The following is a 21,088-nucleotide window of genomic DNA, read 5'->3' as shown; positions in this document are numbered from 1 at the left end:
CATAAGCGGACATCAGGCCACGATTCCTTGAGCGCATGTTATGTGTACTAGTTACACAACTTGACCATTAATAATATAAGCTTTTTTACAATTTTCAGGGCACACAATATATTTTGGAACACCGGCAACAAGCCTAATTTTTTCCAAAAATTCCAAAAGTGACAGCAGCTTCTCCTCTGTGTCTATATCTTTTGGCAAAATGTCACCCTCTATCTCAGACTTTATGTAAAATCGCAAGTATAAGTCAATTCCAGAAACTGTTAGTGAAATAAAGCAATAGAATCCTTCTTGCTCTATATAATCTCCGATGTTCTCTGGTAGATGCTGCAAGTTCTCATCAGCCGTTGGAATATAACAATTTATAGATTTAAGCTCTGGGCAATTCGCAAGCCAGTTAAATACTCTAACCCACGCTTCAGTGTCCATTTGCTCATAGTAAATATCTACAAGCATGTCTTGATGTTTAAATTCCTCTAGGACAATTTTCCAATTCATAATTTCACATAAGACCGAGTTTGGGTGGGAATTTCAAGTTTTAGTTCCGGCCATTAGCAGACATTTCAACAATCAAATTTTTTACCTACAGTACGTTTTAGGTCTTCTTATTATATTTCACGTATAGAGTCAGCAAGAGCAATTGCAGTATCCCAATAGACACAATAATGTCCCTCATTGCATTATTCATATTAATAAGTGATTTTGCATAATTGGCAACTGACTTTTCGGCCTCAAAATTTTTTCTAAATAACTCAAGGTAGTCCGAACTAGTGAACACACCTGACTTAACCTTTTGGTAAAACTGCTCCGTCAGTTCGGGACTGCTTGCGACTATTGATACCTTTGCAAAGCCGTCTTCTAAATCTCGATTTATTGAGTTGAACGAAAATGCGCCGACGATCAATATCGAAACGCTCATAATGTAAGTTAGCACTAATAGTATTTTTGATTTAGTCATTTATTGTTTCCCTCAAACCAACTGGGTGCTTATTGGTGCGCACCTGGCGGGCTAAACTGGCAGATTTATGCTGGTGTTTTCGGCCATAAGCAGACATTAGTTAGGTCAACATTTCCGCTTGTTAGAGCGATTTTGGACTACAGATTTTTCTTAGTGTTAATTTTGCGTTAAAAATAACAACTTTAATGTGTACTACACGAATATACCTACCAAAGTTATTTGATGTAGCCCTTAAAACCAAAATTCGTATAGTATTCAACTTCTTCTTTGCTACCGCTTCGTAATGTCCACGATGAAATATAGTCCGGATTAACTACTACTTCACCGGAAGAACGTAATCGATACTCGCCTTCTTCTGCTTCAGTAATATGTTCAAAATCTGGAGGTATAGCAAACTCTGTTGACGTTACATTGCGCTTGATAATGATTCCCTCAGCGGATACCCGAATAACCGGGCCATAAACTTGAATTTGCGTAATTAATTTTTCGTTTTTATCTAAAACCGTAATTCCTATTAAAATCACCTTATCAATTAAACTACTGATTTCTTTCATACTCAAAACTCTAGCGTTGCGATGAGCGGTAGTTTTTAGATTGAACTTTTGCCATAAAATAGTGCTCAGCGGGATAGCAAAAGTGCAACTTTAAAACCATCTGCTTGATTAATTTGTTAGGCACAATTACATAAACATACAAAATCCGGAAATACGCAATTTACCGTTCTCTTTAGTTAACTTAAATACATTTACCCACTCATACGGTGAAACAACTGAAACCGTTAACTCATTACCTTTTTTTGTGATACTTTTAACTTTCATTGCTTCTACAAATTCTGACTTGTATTCATATTCTTGCGCACAAAAATAAATGTCCATATCTTCTACTTCCATAAGGGGGCCGCGCCCATATTTTGCAAGATCATCAAACTCTTTTTGAGGATAAGCATCAAATTTATTTTTATATTTGACGTAATAAGCCTCTAGAGATGTTTGAAAGGTTTTTGAGAAATAGCCGCTTTCTAAAAAAGCAGATGAAAATTTAGACAGATTGGTGGTATCTAAGAAAAATCTATTGTTTCCTGGAACGTCAACAATAGTGGGCTCTAGCTTTGAAACTTCACTTTCATTTTCTATAACCCATGTATAAAAGTTTTTGATCAGACCTAGGGATTCGGTCTCGTAGTTTTCACTGATTGCTGCATTGCTAAAACTGCATAGTAACGCAGTAATACATAAGAATTTGTAGTTCATTGAATTTCGCCTGACATCTGTATGCCGCGCATGCGCGTTATCTCTTCTAAGGTTTTTGCCAGAAGAATACTGTGATCATGTGATTTTAATATCAAAACTCTTGCTTTCCCATGCTTTCGGGATAAACAAAATCTGGCATGCACATGATCCGACCCACTCGAATGAGCAATAACATTCCAGCACATTTCTAAACTATTTACCGTAAAGAAAATAGTTTTTCACAGAGAATGCATTTGAGCATTGTAAATAAGATAAATGAGCATTCAATTCTATAGAAAAATCAACACATTGTTCTTACAGGAGGGTTTAGTGGAATAAACCTGCCTTATTACTCGAAGCGTCTAATTACGTTCGGCCAAAAGCAGACTCTCGTAGCGGCTCTACAACGCGCCTTATATCGACGTTACAAGGGCCAACCTAGAGAAGTCTTTACCACAGTCACTTGCTATAAATTTTGGCGTTTCCAGAGATTGAAAGCATGATCTAATTTGGGGGCTACTTTTTCGTAGGTTTCCCAGCTACTAGGGATCTCGTATATATTCTCAAATTGGTCTTCTGGGTCAGCGGCGTCTGCATAGACTCCGAAATACTGATTTTCATAGAATAACTGAACGAATTTATTACCAAGATCATTTAGGTCTTCATCGGTAAACTTTCCGTCACAGTTATTTCTGAAAAACTCAGCAGGAGTGATTTCCCTAGACTTTAATTTTTGTATTTCTTCTGGCCATTCTTCTGTGTGAAGTTCTCCAGCTAAGCCTTTGATTATTGCCCAAGCTAGGAATGTTCCAGTATGGGTATAACCATTAATTTCTGGCAAATCACCAAAACTATCTGATTCAAAATGCCACGATGCATCATCGTACTTCATACTTTGCCCTTATATTTGGTCTTACCCTACAAAAATAGACAGCCCAACTTACTACTAGGACATCATTATTTAACTCACCTAAAACTCAGATCAATCATTCGGCCAAAAGCGGACATTTAATTTTATTCTGACAACACTGAATTCTTTCTTATTGAAAAAGTTGCCAGAGGGTTAATCAAACAAACGCCTTTAAAAACCGTATGTTTGATTGGCTTGATAGGTGTCGCCGCACAATTGCGCGATTAAATTTTCTACCTCTGGTCTGGTTTCATAGGGGTTTATACTTGTAGAAACCTGACTCCAACTCGCTACATCACAAACAAAAATATTTGCAACGACTTCGATATTTTCGCTATCCATTAAACCAGCGGGAACCCAATAATACGGATTCCCCCTGAATTTATTTGGAACAGATGAGCCGCAGCTGCTACAAAAATGGGACGTGTATCCTGTGCTTTTAACCCAAGCTGAAATATTACTTTCCCCCGAGAGCCATTCAAATTTATTGACGTGAACAACAGTTCCGCAACTAGACGCCGCTCCGGTTTGTTTTCTACAAAGAGAACAGTGACATTGATATGCTTTAAGGGAGTCAAATTTCACGTTAAATGTGACTGCACCACACAAACAACTTCCGATCATTTTCACATTTCCTGTGTGGCTTTTTCGCCTAACGCCGATTTCGGCAACTAATTTTAACTGGTGGTTTTATGAATGTTTTAGAGCAGAAAAAAGTGCATAGCTAGAGCCCCGACTTGAAAATTACAAACCTAAGTGGGCGCTAATTAATACTTGCAATTATCCTTTATGTATTTTTAATCTTAGCAATGCCCATAATAATATACGCACTGTATTTAACTGACTAGACCAATATCCGTAGTATTTTGGAGCTCTATCATATATTTCGGAAACGCGTCGTTTATAAAATGTATGCGCATCAATGCGAGTAATATTTATATTAGGTGGTATATTTTTACTAGGGATATAAACAAAACTTAAAAATCCGAAAACATTAAAAATTGAAATTACGGGCGAGCCACAAGAACTACACTTGCCTCTTTTCAGAGATATTAAAGAATTACTTTTAGAATATTGGATGGAGTTTACTTGGGGTACGACAACATCTTTTGCTAGAAATGCACAATCATCACTCAAGGGCAAACCTGTGTAACCTTGGCAGTTCAAGCAATGACAAGCAAATCTGGAAATGGGAGTGGTGCAAATGATTAGGGTAGATTTACCGCAACTACAAGAACATTCCTGTTTCATTTAAATACCATGACCTGTAGTTGCGGAGCGGTGTATGGGCTCCCTCACCTTAGGCTAGCCACAAAGCCAGCTTAAATTATCCTGTTATCCAAAAACAGAAAGGGTACGAATTCTTGAATCTTACAACACTCGGCTTGGATTTAGCGAAAACTTCTTCTCTAATTAATGAAATAGGAGGAGCTAAAATTATTCACTGACCCGCTGCACATCTACAGATACAAATAGTTGCGGTGAATGACCGCCACCAAAAATCACGCCTTTAAGTGGTGTTACATCAGAATAGTCCCGGCCCCACGCAGTTGTAATATGTTGCTCGCCCGTTACAGTGTTATTTGTAGGATCAAACTCAAACCATCCTTCGCCCGGTGAATAAACCGCAAACCATGCGTGAGTTGCATCTGCACCAATTAATTTTTCTTCGCCAGGTGGCGGCAAGGTTTCCAAATAACCACTGACATAACGAGCGGGGTAACCGAGTGAACGTAAACAACCAATTGCAAAATGCGCAAAGTCCTGGCAGACACCACGCTTATGTTTAAACACTTCAGCCAAGGGCGTGGCCACATCAGAAAATTCAGGGTCGTAAGTAAAATCGTTAAAAATTCGCTGGGTTAGCTCCATAACTGCCGACAGGAATGGGCGATCTTCTGTAAACGACGCTGCTGCGTATTCAGCAAGATACGGCTGCGCATGTACCATGGGTGAGTCCAGAATAAATTCACGCGCATTTACACACTCAATCGTCCTGGTGTTTTCCAATAAATACTTTACGTAACTGCACGGATTTCCAAAATCCAAATTAATATTAGCTTCTGCGTCTTTCACATGAAGAGTGCTGGTGATGGACAGCTCCAGATCGCTATGATCTTTTTCAATAGAAAACTGCAAGAATTGGTTGCCGTAGCAATCGGTACGTGTGTTATGAGTTGTTGCTGTTGGTGAAATTTTTATATCAATCGCATCCACCTGCTGCTGCGGAGTGTTGCGTGGCAATACATAAGCAAGGTTGTAACAATTACTTACCGCTAAAGCATATTTATAACGAGTTTTATGGCGAACAATATATTTCATAAGCGACAATGGCTCAGCGAGGATTTATTCAAAGGTGGTCTTGCCATTCAGTATTTTTTACCAATAACTGTGGACCTTGAGCATGATCAAAATAACGCTGGCTAATTGCCTTAGCTGCGCTGCTAACAAGATATTGAACCCGCGCTAATGTTTGATCTAAATCCTGACGCACTCCGGTTTCAGCTTTAGCAAGATTTTTCACGTCGCTCAGCTTAAGTGTTGTGATGGCTTCCAACAAAAATTTATTTTCGGCGTTGAGCGTTTCTTTAGTGCCCGGCAAATCAGCAAAATGCATTGCCAGCTCTTCAACTTGAAATAGCAAGGAGCGTGGATTCTTGGCGTTAAGCAAAATCATTTCCAATCCATTTTCAATATTCACACCACTTTGATAACGGCGGCGATAAGAAATTAACGCCTCACCACACAGAAGTGCAGTTTCGACTAGAACCTCTTGCTCAATATCATCGAACTTACTGGTCAACATGGAACGTAAGCCACTAATGATCTGTAACGCACGTTCCATACGGCGGCCCATTTCCATAAAATGCCAACCGTTACCACGAATCATACTTTCGTGAATCAAACCCGCGAATGCTAATAAGGCTGTTACTAATGGCCCTAAAGCTTCTTCCGGTGCAGAAAGTGCACCGGGTTTTAAAATCAATTTTAAATTATCAAGCTCATCGCCAATATTATTGATGATCCGCTGAGTGTCACTCGATAACTGCTCTTTCACTTGCTCAGCCGATTTAATCATAGCAACTAAATTATTAGCCACACTGCCAATACGATGCTGATCCAAAATTATCGAAATCATTTCTGATTCAGGATTCTTAAGTAGCTCAGCATCAAAACTGGTAAAACCGGGATAAGTTGACGTGACATCAGTAATAGATTTTAAAAGCGTTCGAAAAATACTATCAGGTAAAGTTTCCGTTTTATTAAGTTGAAGAAACACAGTGCGCAATAAACGCAATGCTGATTCGGCACGCTCCGCGTATCGCCCCATCCAAAAAAGATTTTCTACAACTCGGCTAGGTAGTTCACCTACACTTTCCTGGCTCTGTTGAATTTCCGGTGCGCGCAAGGTGATGTGTTTTTCTGGCTCTGACGCTAACACCCAGGTATCTTTTGAAACCGAACCGCGTTGGTTGGAAATAATTTTTTTATCAGAATCCAAATTAACGCGCGTCAGGCCGCCGGGCAAAACTGCATACGAAGACTCACTAGCTACAGCAAAAGTACGCAAAATAGAAGCGCGTGGTAAAAAATTACCTTTATGCCATGTCGGTGTTTTTGCACTAGCAACATATTCCTGCGCCGCAAATTGGTACGGATGTTTGCGAATACGATTTTGCCAGGCTTGTAACTTAGTATCGTCGAGCTCGGCGCCGTAAACTTCATATAAGCCGGGTTTACGATAAGTAGGTTTGATAAGCAAATCTTTCAAGTTTGCACACACATACTCCAAATCCTGCTTGTCTCCACACCACCAGGTTTTTACCGATTCCATTTGCAATTCACGACCAAGAAGTGCTTTGGAAATCTCTGGCAGATAGCGCAAGAGTGCGGGGTTTTCCAAAACACTGGACCCGAGCGGATTGGCTATAGCAACATTACCCATGCGCGCAACTTCCAGCAAACCCGGTACACCCAATTGCGAATCACCTTTTAATTCAACCGGATCACAATAGACATCATCAACGCGGCGCAAAATAACATCTACACGCTTTAAACCATCGAGTGATTTCATCCACAGATAGCCATTACGAACAGTAAGGTCACTACCCTGCACTAATTGAAAACCCAAATAGTTGGCAAGATATGCATGTTCAAAATAAGTTTCGTTGTAGGCACCGGGAGTTAAAACAACTATGCGGGCAATGCCACCATTAGGGTTTAATTCATGTAATTTTTGTCGCATGCGCGAAAAAAATAACGAGAGGCGATGAACGTGGCTGTCGCGGAATAAACTGGGGAAGACGCGATTCATTACCGTGCGATTTTCCAAGGCGTAACCGGCACCAGAGGGAGCCTGAGTTCGATCAGCCATGATTTTCATTTTGCCATCAGCACTGCGGACTAAATCAACGCCATGTAAAATCAGCTGATGCTCACCTTGCATTTTTATTTGATGACAAGGGCGCAAATATCCAGCATGGGAAAACGGCAATTCAGGTGGAATAATACCGTACTGAACTAATTTACGATCGCCATAAATATCCAACAAAATGGCATTAAATAATTCCGCGCGCTCGATTAGTGCTGTTTCTGTGCGGCTCCACTCCTCACTGCTGATTAATAAAGGAACCGGATTTAACTGCCATGTTTGGCTAGCATTGGGCTCATCATAAATTTTGTAGGTTGCACCGTCATCACGCAGAATACGGCGAACTTTCTTCTGACGCTCCTCAATGGCCTCAGCACCAAGACTGTGCAAGCTTTCTAAAAGATATTTCCAATGCGAACGAATTTCGCCAGTGTTCGTATAGGCTTCATCCAAACTATCGGTAGCTGGTTGATAACCGAATTCACGATTTATATTTTGATTTTCCATCTGCGCGGAATAAGGATTCATGATTTAGAGATTCTGTTATAAAAAATAGTAAAATCATTTTAGCGCTTTTTAACACTCCTATGTTTTATAAAACAGCTGCAAGACAATTTGTTCTAAGCAAAGCTGTTATGACGACTCATTATTTGAAGTTTACCGCCGCAAATCCAATGTATGAGGATATTCGTCTGCCGGCTCTTCTGGTGGCGGAGCCATAGGCCTTGGGGGATGTTTATGCTCAAAAAATTCGCGCAAAATTTTTCCCGCTGGAGAAACAGGTAACGCACCAGGAGTGTGATTAAAATCGAAGAAGCGATTGCCACGACGGGACTCAGCTTCGTTCGCGTTAACCGGAAAGCGATCATAACTACGACCACCCGGGTGACTAACGTGATAAGTGCAACCGCCAATTGATTTTCCATTCCAGGTATCTATCAAATCAAATACTAGCGGTGAATGAATACCAATAGTTGGGTGCAATGCAGAAGGTGGTTGCCATGCGCGATAGCGAACGCCGCCAACGTATTCGCCATGCTTGGCGGTTGCATTCAAACATACGCGACGTCCGTTACATGCGAGTACATGGCGGCCAGGTGTGAGCCCGGAAATTTTTACTTGCAAGCGTTCGATAGAAGAATCTACATAACGCGACGTGCCGAAGCTTGAAACTTCTTCGCCTAATACATGCCAGGGTTCAATCGCCCAGCGCAATTCAATTTGAATATCATCCAACTGCATACGGCCATAATGCGGAAAGCGAAATTCTTCAAATGCTGCAAGCCATTCAAGTTGAAATGGATAGCCGTGATCATTTAAGTCTTGCACCACATCGCGCATGTCTTCCCATACATAATGCGGCAACATAAATTTGTCGTGCAACGCGGTGCCCCAACGCACGAGAGGTTTTTTATAAGGCTCCTTCCAGAAGCGACTGATCAAGCAACGTAGTAATAAAATTTGTACAAGCGACATGCGCGCATGCGGCGGCATTTCAAAACCGCGAAACTCCAAAATCCCCTGGCGACCACTTGCACTTCCCGGTGAATAAAGTTTATCGATACAAAATTCGGCGCGATGGGTATTACCGGTGATATCGATTAATAAATTACGCATCAAACGATCTGTTAACCAGGGTTGATCAACCAAACCATCAGGCATTTCTTTAAATGCAATTTCCAATTCGTACAACATTTCATCGCGGCCTTCATCCACGCGCGGTGATTGACTTGTTGGCCCGATAAATAATCCTGAAAACAAATAAGAAAGCGCGGGGTGATGTTGCCAAAAAGTAACCAGGCTGCGCAATAAATCTGGCCGGCGCAAAAACGGGCTGTTCGCTGGGGTCCAACCACCAAATGTAACGTGATTGCCGCCGCCTGTTCCTGAGTGGCGGCCATCTAACATAAATTTTTCAGTGCCCAAGCGTGTTTGTCGAGCATCTTCATAAAGCGCTTCGGTATTGCTAACTAATTCCGGCCAGGTTTCTACCGGATGAATATTAACTTCAATTACACCTGGGTCGGGTGTGATTAAAAATTTCTTGATGCGGTAATCTTTTGGCGGCTCATAACCCTCCAACACAACCGGCATATTTAGTTCTTTTGCTACATCTTCAATGGCCTCAATTAACGCCACGTAATGTTCTAGATAAGTGAGCGGCGGCATAAAAATATGCATGCGTCCTTCGCGCGCTTCAAAACACATTGCAGTGCGAATGATATAACCTGCTTCCAAATAATGCGGCTTCTCCATTGGTTTTGGATTAATAGCTTGCTCGGCAATGGTTTGTGTTACAGATTTTGGATTGGCTTTGCGTTTGGATGAAAACTTTTGTACCAATTGTTCTAATGAACTCACACGCACAGCTTGATGGGTTTTTCCGGCAGCATTTAACGATGGTTTTTCTTCGATAGGATCGGATTCAGGTTGATAGCGATCATATTCTTTTTCAGGAAAGCCAACTGAGTTTAAAGGTAAGCGTAAACCAAGGGGTGAGTCTCCCGGAATTAACATGAGCGCGCTGGTGCGTAATTTCCAGCGGCCAGTTAACCAGGTGCTGTGTGCGTAATTCCATTCAATAGGCAACACATAACCCGTTTCTATATTTAAACCGCGAGACAGTAATGCTGCCAAACGGCGACGTTCTAAATCATCTTTTAAATCGGCTTTGAGTGGATCTATTCCAACAGGCAATTGTTGTTCTGCCCACATATAATAGAGCACGTCTTCGTAAGCGGGCATTAAATGCTCGCTATTGACAACAATTTTTCTACACAAGGCCTGCGCAAACTTCTTTGCGCTTTCATGATTAAAACCGTAGGACTTATCAACACGCGCTAAATATTTATCATCGCGCCACAAGGGTTCACCATCAGTACGCCAAAAACATCCTAACGCCCAACGTGGAATTTCCTCACCGGGGTACCATTTTCCTTGACCGTAATGTAACAATCCGAAAGGCGCAAAAGTTTTGCGCATACGCAATAATAAATCTTTCGCAAGCTTTAATTTGTCGGCACCCAATGCACCAGTATTCCATTGCTCGGATTCCATATCATCAATGGAAACAAAAGTAGGTTCGCCACCCGTGGTTAAACGAACATCTTGTTCAATTAATTGTTTGTCAACCGCTGCACCCAGTGCATTAATTGTTGCCCATTGATCTTCAGTATAGGGTTTTGTTACACGCGGATCTTCCAACACGCGGAAAACCTCATTGCTGTAGGCAAACTCAACTTCACATTTGCCCGTAGCGCCTGTAATGGGTGCAGCTGAAATAGGATCTGGCGTGCAGGCGAGCGGAATATGCCCTTCTGTCGCCAGTAAACCTGATGTTGGATCTAAACCAATCCAACCTGCACCGGGAATAAAAATTTCTGTCCATGCATGCAAATCTGTGAAATCTTTTTCGGGTCCGCTGGGACCATCCAGTGCTTTAATATCTGACGTTAATTGCACCAAATAGCCAGATGCAAAACGTGAGGCATAACCTAAATGACGGAATACTTGCACTAACAACCACGCGGTATCGCGGCACGATCCTTTTGCAAGCGTTAAGGTTTCTTCACAGGTTTGAATGCCCGGCTCCAGTCGCACACCGTAACCAATTAATTGTTGTAATTTTTGATTCACCTGAACTAGAAAATCGTTCACATGCCAAGGCTTCTCTGATACGAGGCGATGGCGTATCTCTGCTTTAATATCTTCAATTAGTGCAATTAGCTGAGGTCCATTTTCTATAACTTCCAAATAGGGAATCAATTCGCGTTTTAATTGCTCATCGTAATCAAATGGAATGTATTCGGCATATTCTTCCACAAAAAAATCAAATGGATTTATCGAAGTCATTTCTGCTATGACTTCTACCGATATTTTTAATTTTTTACATTGATCAGGGAAAACCAGGCGCGCCTGGAAGTTTCCAAAAGGATCCTGCTGCCAATTAATAAAATGATTTTCAGGTTCAATTTTTAACGCGTAGCTATGGATTTTAGTTCGCGAATGAGGCGCCGGGCGTAAACGCAATACGTGGGGGAATAAGGACGTTAAGCGGTCGAACTTATATTCAGTGACATGGTGAATGGCAACACGTATAGCCATAAAAAGTACCCTTCCTAATTATAGGTAAATCAGCGAATCAACATCGGCAACCATGATGCAAAAAGGTGCGCGCCTTTTTTTAATGCGCTTGAAGAGTGCGCATCTGCTGTTAACAGGTGCTGCAGCTACGTTTTAAAGAAGCCAAGAGGACTAAGGCAATAACTGAACCAAGTGAGGATAGAGGCTTATTGTGACCAATAAGCGGCGAAGGAATAATTATTGCGATGAAATGGGATGAGCGATGAACTAGAATGAGCAACGAGAGGAGGGACTTACGAAGATGTTTAATTTAAAACATCGGGAAATACACTATGAATTATGCCCTTAAGGATTCAACAAAAAGATTTAAGTTGGATTCCAGCAGTTCCAAATCCATACCTTTGCTCGTATCCATATAGAGGCAACCCAAATAATTCATATCGAGATAGTTGAAGCTGTTAATAAAAACGTCTTCGTAGCAAATCGGGCAGCTTTCTTCTACACCTGTCGCAATGAGAGCCGCGCCTAATCCGCGCATTTGTCTGCCCACATCTTTTTCTATATCCATAAGATCCGAGATTCGGTCAACAAACACCTTTAATTGTGCACTCATGGTGTACCAATAAATGGGTGATGCAAAAATCCAGCAATCGTATTGCAGCAGTTTTTTTATTAGCGGAAGGAAATCGTCGTCGCGATTTTTATGCTCATGATCATAAAATGATATTTTGTAATCAGACACGTCAAAAATATCTGCCGACAGTTTTTGTGCCGCTGCATTTATCAGGTTGATCGTGTTTCCCTGCTTACGGGTGCCGCCATAAATAATTGCTGTGGTTGCCATGATTAGTTTGCCTTTTCCGCTGGCGGTGCAACACGTAAAACTTCCTCCAGAGTAGTTAAACCCGCAGCAATTTTTTGTGCGCCGGACAAACGCAAAGTGCGCATACCTTCTTTCATTGCCTGGCGGCGCATATCAATAATATTACAATCACTGGTGATTTTTTCTTTAAGTGTTTCGGATAAAACTAAAATCTCGTATAAACCCTGGCGACCTAAATAACCGGTGTTGCGACACTCCAGACAGCCTACGGGACGGCAAATTTTAGCGGGAACATTTACTTTCCAGGGCGCAACTAATTGTTGCCAGTCATCGCTACTGATTTGCCCTTCTTCCTTGCAGTGCGGACAAAGTGTGCGCACTAAACGCTGGGCCATAACACCAAGTAAAGTGGCATTAATTAAATAAGAAGGAATTCCCAAATCCAGCATACGTGCGACTGTTGAAGGTGCGTCGTTAGTATGAACAGTTGATAACACCAAGTGGCCGGTGAGTGCTGCTTGCACCGCCATTTGCGCGGTTTCCAAATCGCGAATTTCGCCCACCATAATAATGTCTGGATCCTGCCGCATTAAACTGCGAATACCAGCGGCGAAATCCAAACCAATTTTGTGATGCACTTGCGTTTGGTTAAAACTTTCTTCCACCATTTCGATAGGATCTTCAATGGTGCTTACATTAACTTCTGCAGTGGAAATTTGGCGCAAGGACGAATAAAGCGTTGTGGTTTTACCGGAACCCGTTGGGCCAGTGACCAACACAATTCCATTAGGGCGATCAAGCATGGTGCGCCAGCGCGTGTAGTCTTCACCCACCAACCCCAAATCAGTAAAGCTGCGCAATAATACTTCTGGATCAAAAATACGCATGACCAATTTTTCGCCGAAAGCCGTTGGCAAGGTGCTCATCCGCAATTCAATTTCACTACCATCGCTACGGCGAGTTTTGATACGGCCATCTTGCGGTTTGCGGCGCTCGGAGATATCCATGCGTCCCAACACTTTAAAACGGCTGGTAACCGCTGTCGCAACATTCGCCGGCAACTCGTAAACGTAATGCAAAACACCGTCGATACGAAAACGAATGCGCCCTACTTCTCTGCGTGGTTCTATATGAATATCACTCGCGCGCTGGTCATAAGCATATTGAAGCAACCAATCCACAATTTTTACGATGTGCTGGTCATTCGCGTCAGGATCAGTTGATTTGCCCAACTCCACCAACTGCTCGAAGTTGGTAATCGCAGAAGCCGAGGCACCGCCGCTTGCGCCCGTCACTGAACGCGCGAGTGTGTAAAACTCCACCATATAACGTTCGATATCCGCCGGATTGGCAATTACACGCCTGACGCGACGACGCGCTACATGCTCAAGTTGCGGCTCCCAGCCACTCACAAAAGGCTGGGTACAGGCGACCACGACTTCATCCTGTGTCACTTCAACACACAAAATACCGTGGCGCTTCGCAAAGGCATAACCCATAATTTCGGTTACCTTGGCGGTGTTGATTTTCATGGGATCAATGTGAACGAGCGGATGTTTCGATTTTTCGGCTAACCATTCGGTTAAAGCATCGCCATCCAGCATTTTGCCGGGGCGCTTGTGATCATCCAAATTTTGCGAGGCGATATAAACGATGGGATGCATAATCGCCTGTTCACGCGTACGCGACGCGCCCAACAATACATTTGCATCTTCCTGCAGCAGGCGACCGTCGGCCACCAAATCCATTAAGACGCCACGCAAATCCAACACTAGGTCCAAGGCCATACACCAATTCCTGATATTTTCTTTATATATGAATTGTAGCTAGTCTAGCTGATTAGGGACACTAGCCAGCTCGTGATTCCCGTAAGTCGCAATATCATGCTTGCAATTCAAAGAGCATTGGGCGATTGTCTGCAACTAAAGCCTTATATCAACGTCTGCATTTATGGCTTAGGCATACGGATTACAACATGACTATCGACCTCAAAACCTATCAAATCCAACTCGCCCAACTTGTAGCATTACCCTCTGTAAGCTGCGGAGTTGCAAGTTGGGATATGCCTAATTTGGCTGTCATTGAACTACTCGCATCCTGGTTCAGCGATTTGGGATTTAACACACAAATTATTCCGCTCGCACAAACGGGCAAAGCAAACCTGATTGCCACACTTGGCAGTGGTGATGGCGGTTTGGTACTGGCAGGTCATAGCGATACAGTACCTTACGACGCCGACCGCTGGCAGACAGATCCATTCAAACTCACCGAAAAAGACGGAAAACTTTTTGGTTTGGGCGCTACGGATATGAAAGGATTTTTCCCCGTGATTTTGGCGGCGATAAAACCTTTTTTAGATAAACCCTTAAAACAACCACTTATTATCCTTGCGACTGCTGACGAGGAAAGTAGCATGAGTGGTGCACGCGCATTAGCAGACATGGGCAAGCCCAAAGCGCGCTATGCGGTGATTGGCGAACCCACTGAACTTGTTCCAATCCGCATGCATAAGGGCATTATGATGGAAGCGATTCGCGTGCGCGGACAAGCGGGTCACTCATCTAACCCCGCCTTGGGAAAAAGTGCATTGGATGCTATGACGCAGGTAATGACGGAACTCATGAGCTTGCGCAGCGATTTACAATTGAAATATCGCAACCCTGGTTTTGCCGTACAAACCCCCACGTTAAATTTGGGCTGCATTCACGGCGGCGACGGCGCCAACAGAATTTGCGGTGAATGCGAATTGCATTTTGATTTGCGTTTGTTACCGGGCATGGACAATGAAGAATTACGCACTGCCATTCAAAATCGTTTAACGCCTATTGCAGAAACAAGCGGAACCGATATTGTTTTTTCATCTTTATTTGAAGGCGTAGAACCTTTTGACGAGCCTGCAACATCCGAACTGGTAAAAGTGTGTGAACAACTAACCGGTCATGTATCTGAAAGTGTCGCCTTCGCCACAGAAGCACCTTTTTTACAGCAACTCGGCATGCAGACAGTGGTACTTGGCCCCGGCTCCATTAACCAGGCTCACCAACCCGATGAATTTATCAGTATCGACCAACTTGAACCGGCAGTAAAAATTGTGCAGGAATTGATTAGGAAATTTTGTTTTAAATCTTAGAAAATAGTGTTGTTAATATGTTGAATGTAGCCCTTTGTTCCTACGGCATGTCCGGAAAAGTTTTTCACGCTCCGCTGATTGCAGCGGAGCCGCAATTATATTTACATACAGTTTTACAACGCTCCGATAAGAGTGCGTTGCAAGATTTTGCTGATGTACAAATCGTAAAAAATTTTAACGATATTCTCGCTAATCCTGCGATTGATCTTGTGGTGGTCAATACACCTAATGAACACCATTACCCCATGACCAAAGCTGCATTGCTCGCTGGCAAACATGTGGTAACAGAAAAACCTTTTACGCTGTCAATTGCAGAGGGTAAAGAGCTTATTGCGCTCGCAGAGCAACAACAAAAAATTCTGGCAGTTTTTCACAACAAGCGTTTGGAGACTGATCACCTCACTGTACAAAAGATATTGGCAGATGAAACGCTCGGCCGCGTAGTGGAAATTGAATGGCACTATGACCGCTACCGTAACAACATCACGCACAAACTGTGGAAAGAGGATAAGTTGCCCGGTTCTGGAACCTGGTGGGATTTGGGTGTGCACATGCTGGATTCCATGCTGACCTTGTTTGGACGACCACAAGCAGTTAATGCTGATATGCGCAGCTTGCGCCGTGCAGAAGGTTCTACCGATTATTTTAATGTCTGTTTTCATTACGCTGATATGCGAGCGCTTTTACGCTCAAGCACTTTCGTTAGCGAGAAAGGCGCAACTGTGAGCATACATGGCAACAAAGGTTCGTTTTTAAAATTCGGACAGGATGTACAAGAGCAACAACTTATGAATGGTTCACGCCCCTATCAAACCAACTGGGCAAATCATGGCAGCGATAATATCGGAATACTGGCGATACAAGGCGAAGGTGGCGTTAGGCGAACACAAGTTGAAAGCGAGCACGGTTGTTACGAAATGTTTTACCGCAATATCGCCGATGCCATAAACGGCAAAGATACGTTGCGTTTTCCCGCACAACAGGCATTATTAGCAGTTGAAATGCTACTCGCCGCAGATGAAAGCAATAAGCTGCAAAAAACTATTTTGGTTTAAGTACTTTATTTAAGAGAACTACCGTGTCCAACACTCAAGCCTCTAATACACAAGAATACGTTAAATGGTTTCGTCACTCGACGCCGTACATTAATCGGCACAGCGACAAAACCTTTGTGATTATGTTGCCGGGCGAAGCTATCACTCACGCTAACTTTCACAACATTGTCCACGACATTGCGTTGCTATGTAGTTTGGATGTGAAACTAGTGCTTGTGCATGGCGCGCGGCCGCAAATTGATGAGCGTTTGCAATTGGCAGATACCTACAGCCAATTTCACGAGCGTTTACGCATTACGGATACCGAAAGTTTACGACTGGTTATCCAAGCCATCGGTGAAGCACGTACAACTGTCGAAGCGGCCTTATCTACCGGGCTGCCGAATTCCCCTATGCACGATGCAGACATGCAAGTCATTAGCGGTAACTTTGTGGTGGCTATGCCTTATGGTGTTATCGAGGGTGTGGATTTGCAACACACGGGCAAAGTGCGCAAAGTGAATGTGCAATCACTGCAAAGTGTGTTGAACCCTGGTGCGGTCGTTCTCTTGTCTCCAATGGGTTATTCACCTACCGGTGAAATTTTTAATTTGTCTTTTAGCGATGTTGCAACTCACGTTGCCAGTGCGCTCAAAGCTGATAAGTTGCTCGCTTTTGTTGAAGGCAATGGCGTGACAGACGAAGAAGGTAATCTGGTTCGTCAGTTGTCGTTAAAAGAATGCCAGGATTACCTCACTACTAATGGCGAGCACCTTAATCACGATTTACAACAAGCACTGAGCGCATGTTATTTAAGTTGCTTGCAAGGTGTTCAACGTGCGCAACTCATGAGCTATGCCACCGACGGCGCCTTACTCACAGAATTATTTACACGCGATGGTTTGGGAACCATGATTTATTCCGGCCAATACGAGCAATTGCGTAAAGCAACGATTGACGACGTGGCGGGTATTTTAAATTTGATTCGTCCGCTGGAAGAAGCAGGCATTTTGGTGCGTCGCTCACGGGAATTGTTGGAAACTGAAATCAATAAATTTCACGTGATGGATAAAGACGGCACTATAGTCGCATGCGCTGCGCTTTATCCTTATAGCGATATGGCAGAGCTTTCGTGTGTGGCAACTCATCCGGATTATCGTAACGGTGGCCGCGCCGCAGCCTTATTACAACAAATGGAAGCACAAGCTCGTAAGCAAAATCTGAAGCAATTATTTTTGCTGACAACACAAACCGCACATTGGTTTATTGAACAAGGTTTTGAGCAAGGCAAATTGGAAGACCTGCCAATTGCCAAGCAAGTGCTTTACAACTATCAACGCAATTCAAAAATTTTTATCAAGCAATTGGTTAATTAACTCATCCCCTCCTTCACCAGCTGAAGTTAAGCTGGTGAAGGAGAATGATCATAAAGTGAATGCTTTTTATATTTTCCACTCCCTATTAACGCGGAAAATTTTCGTAATCCTCACGCATTAATCATCGCTTAATAATACCGCATGAAAAAACTTGTTGAAGACAAACACCTTCCGCCTGTCTTTCGCTGGTCCTTTTTAGGTCCTCGCTACTGGCTAACCTGGCTAATGCTGGGCCTCCTCAAGCTGGTAGCGCATTTACCCTTAAGCATTAACATTCATCTGGGCAAAGCTTTGGGATGGCTATTTTTTCACATCGCACGCGCCGCAAACGCATTGCAGATACCAACCTGCGTTTATGTATGCCTGAGCTAAAAGATGACGAGCGGGACGTTTTGATTCGCAACATCATATATTCCTGTGGCATAGGTTTTTTTGAAGGCGCTGTCGCTCTTTGGGGACCTGCCGAGCGCCTGAAAAATTCTTATCGCATTAATGGATTGGAGCATTTGCATGCAGCAAAAGCGCAAGGTAAAGGTGTTTTACTGATGGGTTGCCACATGACCACCATGGAAATTTGCGGAAGAATTCTTGCGCTCCATGAAAAATTTGACGTTTTTTATCGGCAAGATCCCAATCCGCTATTGGCTTACATGTTAGTTAAGGCGCGCGAAAGTTATAACGGAGAGTCAATCATAAGTGTTGAAACTCTTAAGCTCGCTCGCAACCTCAAAGCGGGACATATCGTTTGGTATGCACCCGATCAGGATTACGGAATCCAACATAGTATTTTTGCACCTTTTTTTGGTGTTCAAGCGGCAACCGTACCGGGCACTGGCCGCTTTGCAAAATTGGGTAACGCGCTAGTCATTCCCTTTTTACATTTTCGCGATGCCGACGGGCGCTACTCCATAGAACTGAAAGCGCCTTTGGAGAGTTTTCCGTCTGGCGACGATTTAGCTGATAGCACGCGTATCAATAAAATTTTTGAACAAGCGATACGAAAACAACCCGATCAATATTTGTGGGTACACAGACGTTTTAAGACACGCCCGCCCGGCGAACCGTCCTTTTATTCTAAATAGCGAAAGTCCGTTCGCGTGATTCGTTTTAACGGTCACTCATTTACCGGCATGCTCCAGATACCGGCATGCTCCTGAAACCCGTAAAAGCTAAGTTTGAAAGGAGGATTTCTGCTATGATAACGGCCTTCCATTTTTACACTATTTCGCCACTACCCGCCCCTTTCGGCAGTTATATTTGAGGTAAGCCCATGCCTGTTTATCGTTCCAAAACCACCACATCTGGCCGCAATATGGCGGGCGCTCGCGCACTCTGGCGCGCCACCGGTATGAAAGATGGTGATTTCGACAAACCTATTATCGCCATCGCCAACTCCTTTACCCAATTTGTACCAGGCCATGTGCACCTTAAAGACCTGGGCCAGTTAGTAGCGCGCGAAATTGAAAAAGCTGGCGGTGTCGCTAAAGAATTCAACACCATCGCGGTAGATGACGGTATCGCCATGGGTCATGACGGCATGCTCTATAGCTTGCCAAGCCGCGACATCATCGCAGACTCAGTGGAATATATGGTGAACGCCCACTGTGCGGATGCCATTGTGTGTATATCTAACTGCGACAAAATCACCCCCGGTATGCTGATGGCGGCTATGCGTCTGAATATTCCGGTGATTTTTGTATCTGGCGGCCCAATGGAAGCCGGTAAAACCAAGCTCTCTGAACACAAGCTCGACTTGGTTGATGCCATCGTAATTGGTACTGACAAGAACGCCAGTGACGAAAAAGTAGAAGCTTACGAGCGCTCTGCCTGCCCTACTTGCGGCTCGTGTTCCGGCATGTTTACCGCCAACTCCATGAACTGTTTGACCGAAGCATTAGGTCTTTCTTTACCTGGCAACGGCTCCACTTTGGCAACCCACGCCGACCGCGAATATCTTTTCCTTGAAGCTGGCCGTCGAATTGTTGAAAACACCAAGCGCTATTACGAACAAGATGACGAAAGCGTATTGCCACGCTCAATCGCCAGCTTCGCCGCCTTTGAAAATGCTATGGCACTCGACATCGCAATGGGTGGTTCAACCAACACCATTCTCCACTTGTTAGCCGCCGCACAAGAAGGTGAAGTACCTTTCACAATGCTTGATATCGACCGTTTGAGCCGCAAGGTTCCGCAATTGTGTAAGGTTGCCCCCAATACGCCTAAATATCACATGGAAGACGTGCACCGCGCAGGCGGTGTTATGAGCATTTTGGCCGAGCTTAATCGTGGCGGCTTATTCCATGCGAATTTGCCCACTGTTCACAGTAAGACCTTCCAGGAAGCTTTGGATAAATGGGACATCATTTCCACCAGCGATGAAAAAGTGGCCGAGTTCTACCGTGCAGGCCCCGCGGGAATTCCAACCCAAGTTGCCTTCAGCCAATCTACCCGCTGGCCAACGCTAGATGCCGACCGCGTAGAAGGTTGCATTCGCTCCGTTGAACACGCCTACTCCAAAGAAGGCGGTTTGGCGGTACTGAAAGGCAATATTGCTGAAGACGGCTGTGTAGTAAAAACCTCGGGCGTGGACGAAAGCTGCTGGGTATTTGAAGGCCCGGCTTATGTAGTGGAAAGCCAGGACAAAGCAGTTGCGGATATTTTGGATGGAAAAGTAAAAGCTGGCGATGTAGTCGTCATCCGTTACGAAGGCCCGAAAGGCGGCCCAGGTATGCAGGAAATGCTCTATCCAACCAGCTATTTGAAATCACAAGGTTTGGGCAAGGCTTGCGCGCTTTTGACTGATGGTCGCTTCTCTGGCGGAACCTCAGGTCTGAGTATTGGTCACGTATCACCTGAAGCAGCAGCTGGCGGTGCGATTGGTTTAGTGAGAACTGGCGACATCATCAAAATCGATATCCCCAACCGCAGCATCAACGTACAACTCACCGAAAACGAATTAGATGCTCGTCGCGCTGAAGAAAATGCTAAAGGCCCAACGGCCTGGAAGCCTACCGAAGTTCGCCCACGCAAAGTATCTGCATCACTTAAAGCCTATGCAATGCTGGCGACAAGTGCGGATAAAGGTGCGGTGAGAGATTTAAGTAAGCTGGATTAGTTTTACACTGCGCGCATTACCAAAAAGCCAACTATAAAGTTGGCTTTTTTATGCCCGATAA

16 protein-coding genes and 1 pseudogene are annotated in these 21,088 nt (G+C 43.7%); 5 read left to right on the top strand and 12 right to left on the bottom strand.

The annotated features are described in order from the left end of the window. Positions 1-51: 51 nt before the first annotated feature. From IE104_RS12185 to tfpB, 12 genes are all read right to left on the bottom strand, one after another. Positions 52-495 (bottom strand): hypothetical protein, encoded by a 444-nt coding sequence (locus IE104_RS12185; protein ID WP_189418939.1) that lies wholly within the window; start codon positions 493-495, stop codon positions 52-54. Between the two features lie 97 nt (positions 496-592). Then, positions 593-955: a hypothetical protein gene (locus IE104_RS12180; RefSeq protein ID WP_189418937.1), complete on the bottom strand. Its 363-nt coding sequence runs from the start codon at positions 953-955 to the stop codon at positions 593-595. Positions 956-1,170: 215 nt separating this feature from the next. Continuing rightward, the gene (locus tag IE104_RS12175; RefSeq protein ID WP_189418935.1) at positions 1,171-1,509 is read right to left on the bottom strand and encodes a hypothetical protein; all 339 of its coding nucleotides are present in this window, start codon (positions 1,507-1,509) and stop codon (positions 1,171-1,173) included. A 126-nt stretch (positions 1,510-1,635) separates the two neighbouring features. Beyond that, positions 1,636-2,205: a hypothetical protein gene (locus IE104_RS12170; RefSeq protein ID WP_189418933.1), complete on the bottom strand. Its 570-nt coding sequence runs from the start codon at positions 2,203-2,205 to the stop codon at positions 1,636-1,638. A gap of 445 nt (positions 2,206-2,650) precedes the next feature. Beyond that, positions 2,651-3,076 (bottom strand): DUF7832 domain-containing protein, encoded by a 426-nt coding sequence (locus tag IE104_RS12165; RefSeq protein WP_189418931.1) that lies wholly within the window; start codon positions 3,074-3,076, stop codon positions 2,651-2,653. Between the two features lie 189 nt (positions 3,077-3,265). Next, positions 3,266-3,718, bottom strand: coding sequence for a GFA family protein (locus tag IE104_RS12160; RefSeq protein WP_189418929.1), 453 nt, complete (start codon positions 3,716-3,718; stop codon positions 3,266-3,268). A 156-nt stretch (positions 3,719-3,874) separates the two neighbouring features. Further along, entirely contained in the window at positions 3,875-4,345 is a 471-nt protein-coding gene (locus tag IE104_RS19190; RefSeq protein WP_189418926.1) for a GFA family protein, read from the bottom strand. Positions 4,346-4,531: 186 nt separating this feature from the next. Beyond that, complete coding sequence (locus IE104_RS12150) at positions 4,532-5,416, bottom strand: transglutaminase family protein (protein ID WP_189418925.1); 885 nt, start codon at positions 5,414-5,416, stop codon at positions 4,532-4,534. 28 nt (positions 5,417-5,444) lie between these two features. Further along, positions 5,445-7,994, bottom strand: coding sequence for a circularly permuted type 2 ATP-grasp protein (locus tag IE104_RS12145; protein WP_189418923.1), 2,550 nt, complete (start codon positions 7,992-7,994; stop codon positions 5,445-5,447). A gap of 129 nt (positions 7,995-8,123) precedes the next feature. Further along, a complete protein-coding gene (locus IE104_RS12140) occupies positions 8,124-11,570 on the bottom strand; it encodes a transglutaminase family protein (RefSeq protein ID WP_189418921.1) in 3,447 nt (1,148 codons plus the stop codon). 316 nt (positions 11,571-11,886) lie between these two features. After that, positions 11,887-12,393, bottom strand: a complete 507-nt coding sequence (locus IE104_RS12135) for a flavodoxin family protein (RefSeq protein WP_189418919.1) — start codon at positions 12,391-12,393, stop codon at positions 11,887-11,889. A 2-nt stretch (positions 12,394-12,395) separates the two neighbouring features. Continuing rightward, positions 12,396-14,159, bottom strand: coding sequence for a type IV pilus assembly ATPase TfpB (gene tfpB, locus IE104_RS12130; protein ID WP_189418917.1), 1,764 nt, complete (start codon positions 14,157-14,159; stop codon positions 12,396-12,398). Positions 14,160-14,347: 188 nt separating this feature from the next. Here tfpB and argE point away from each other — a divergent pair, with 188 nt between their 5' ends. From argE to ilvD, 5 genes and pseudogenes are all read left to right on the top strand, one after another. Then, positions 14,348-15,502, top strand: a complete 1,155-nt coding sequence (gene argE, locus IE104_RS12125) for an acetylornithine deacetylase (protein ID WP_189418916.1) — start codon at positions 14,348-14,350, stop codon at positions 15,500-15,502. 17 nt (positions 15,503-15,519) lie between these two features. Continuing rightward, positions 15,520-16,557, top strand: coding sequence for a Gfo/Idh/MocA family oxidoreductase (locus IE104_RS12120; RefSeq protein WP_189418914.1), 1,038 nt, complete (start codon positions 15,520-15,522; stop codon positions 16,555-16,557). Between the two features lie 23 nt (positions 16,558-16,580). After that, entirely contained in the window at positions 16,581-17,912 is a 1,332-nt protein-coding gene (gene argA, locus IE104_RS12115) for an amino-acid N-acetyltransferase (RefSeq protein ID WP_189418912.1), read from the top strand. Between the two features lie 141 nt (positions 17,913-18,053). Beyond that, positions 18,054-18,994, top strand: a pseudogene (gene lpxL, locus IE104_RS12110) (LpxL/LpxP family Kdo(2)-lipid IV(A) lauroyl/palmitoleoyl acyltransferase). 188 nt (positions 18,995-19,182) lie between these two features. Next, positions 19,183-21,027: a dihydroxy-acid dehydratase gene (ilvD, locus tag IE104_RS12105; RefSeq protein WP_189418911.1), complete on the top strand. Its 1,845-nt coding sequence runs from the start codon at positions 19,183-19,185 to the stop codon at positions 21,025-21,027. Positions 21,028-21,088 lie beyond the last annotated feature (61 nt).

It is taken from the genome of Cellvibrio zantedeschiae (assembly GCF_014652535.1).
In the GTDB taxonomy this organism is placed as follows: Bacteria; Pseudomonadota; Gammaproteobacteria; order Pseudomonadales; family Cellvibrionaceae; genus Cellvibrio; species Cellvibrio zantedeschiae.
The sequence above is the reverse complement of the archived record's forward strand: the minus strand, read 5'-3'. Positions and strand labels throughout refer to the sequence as shown.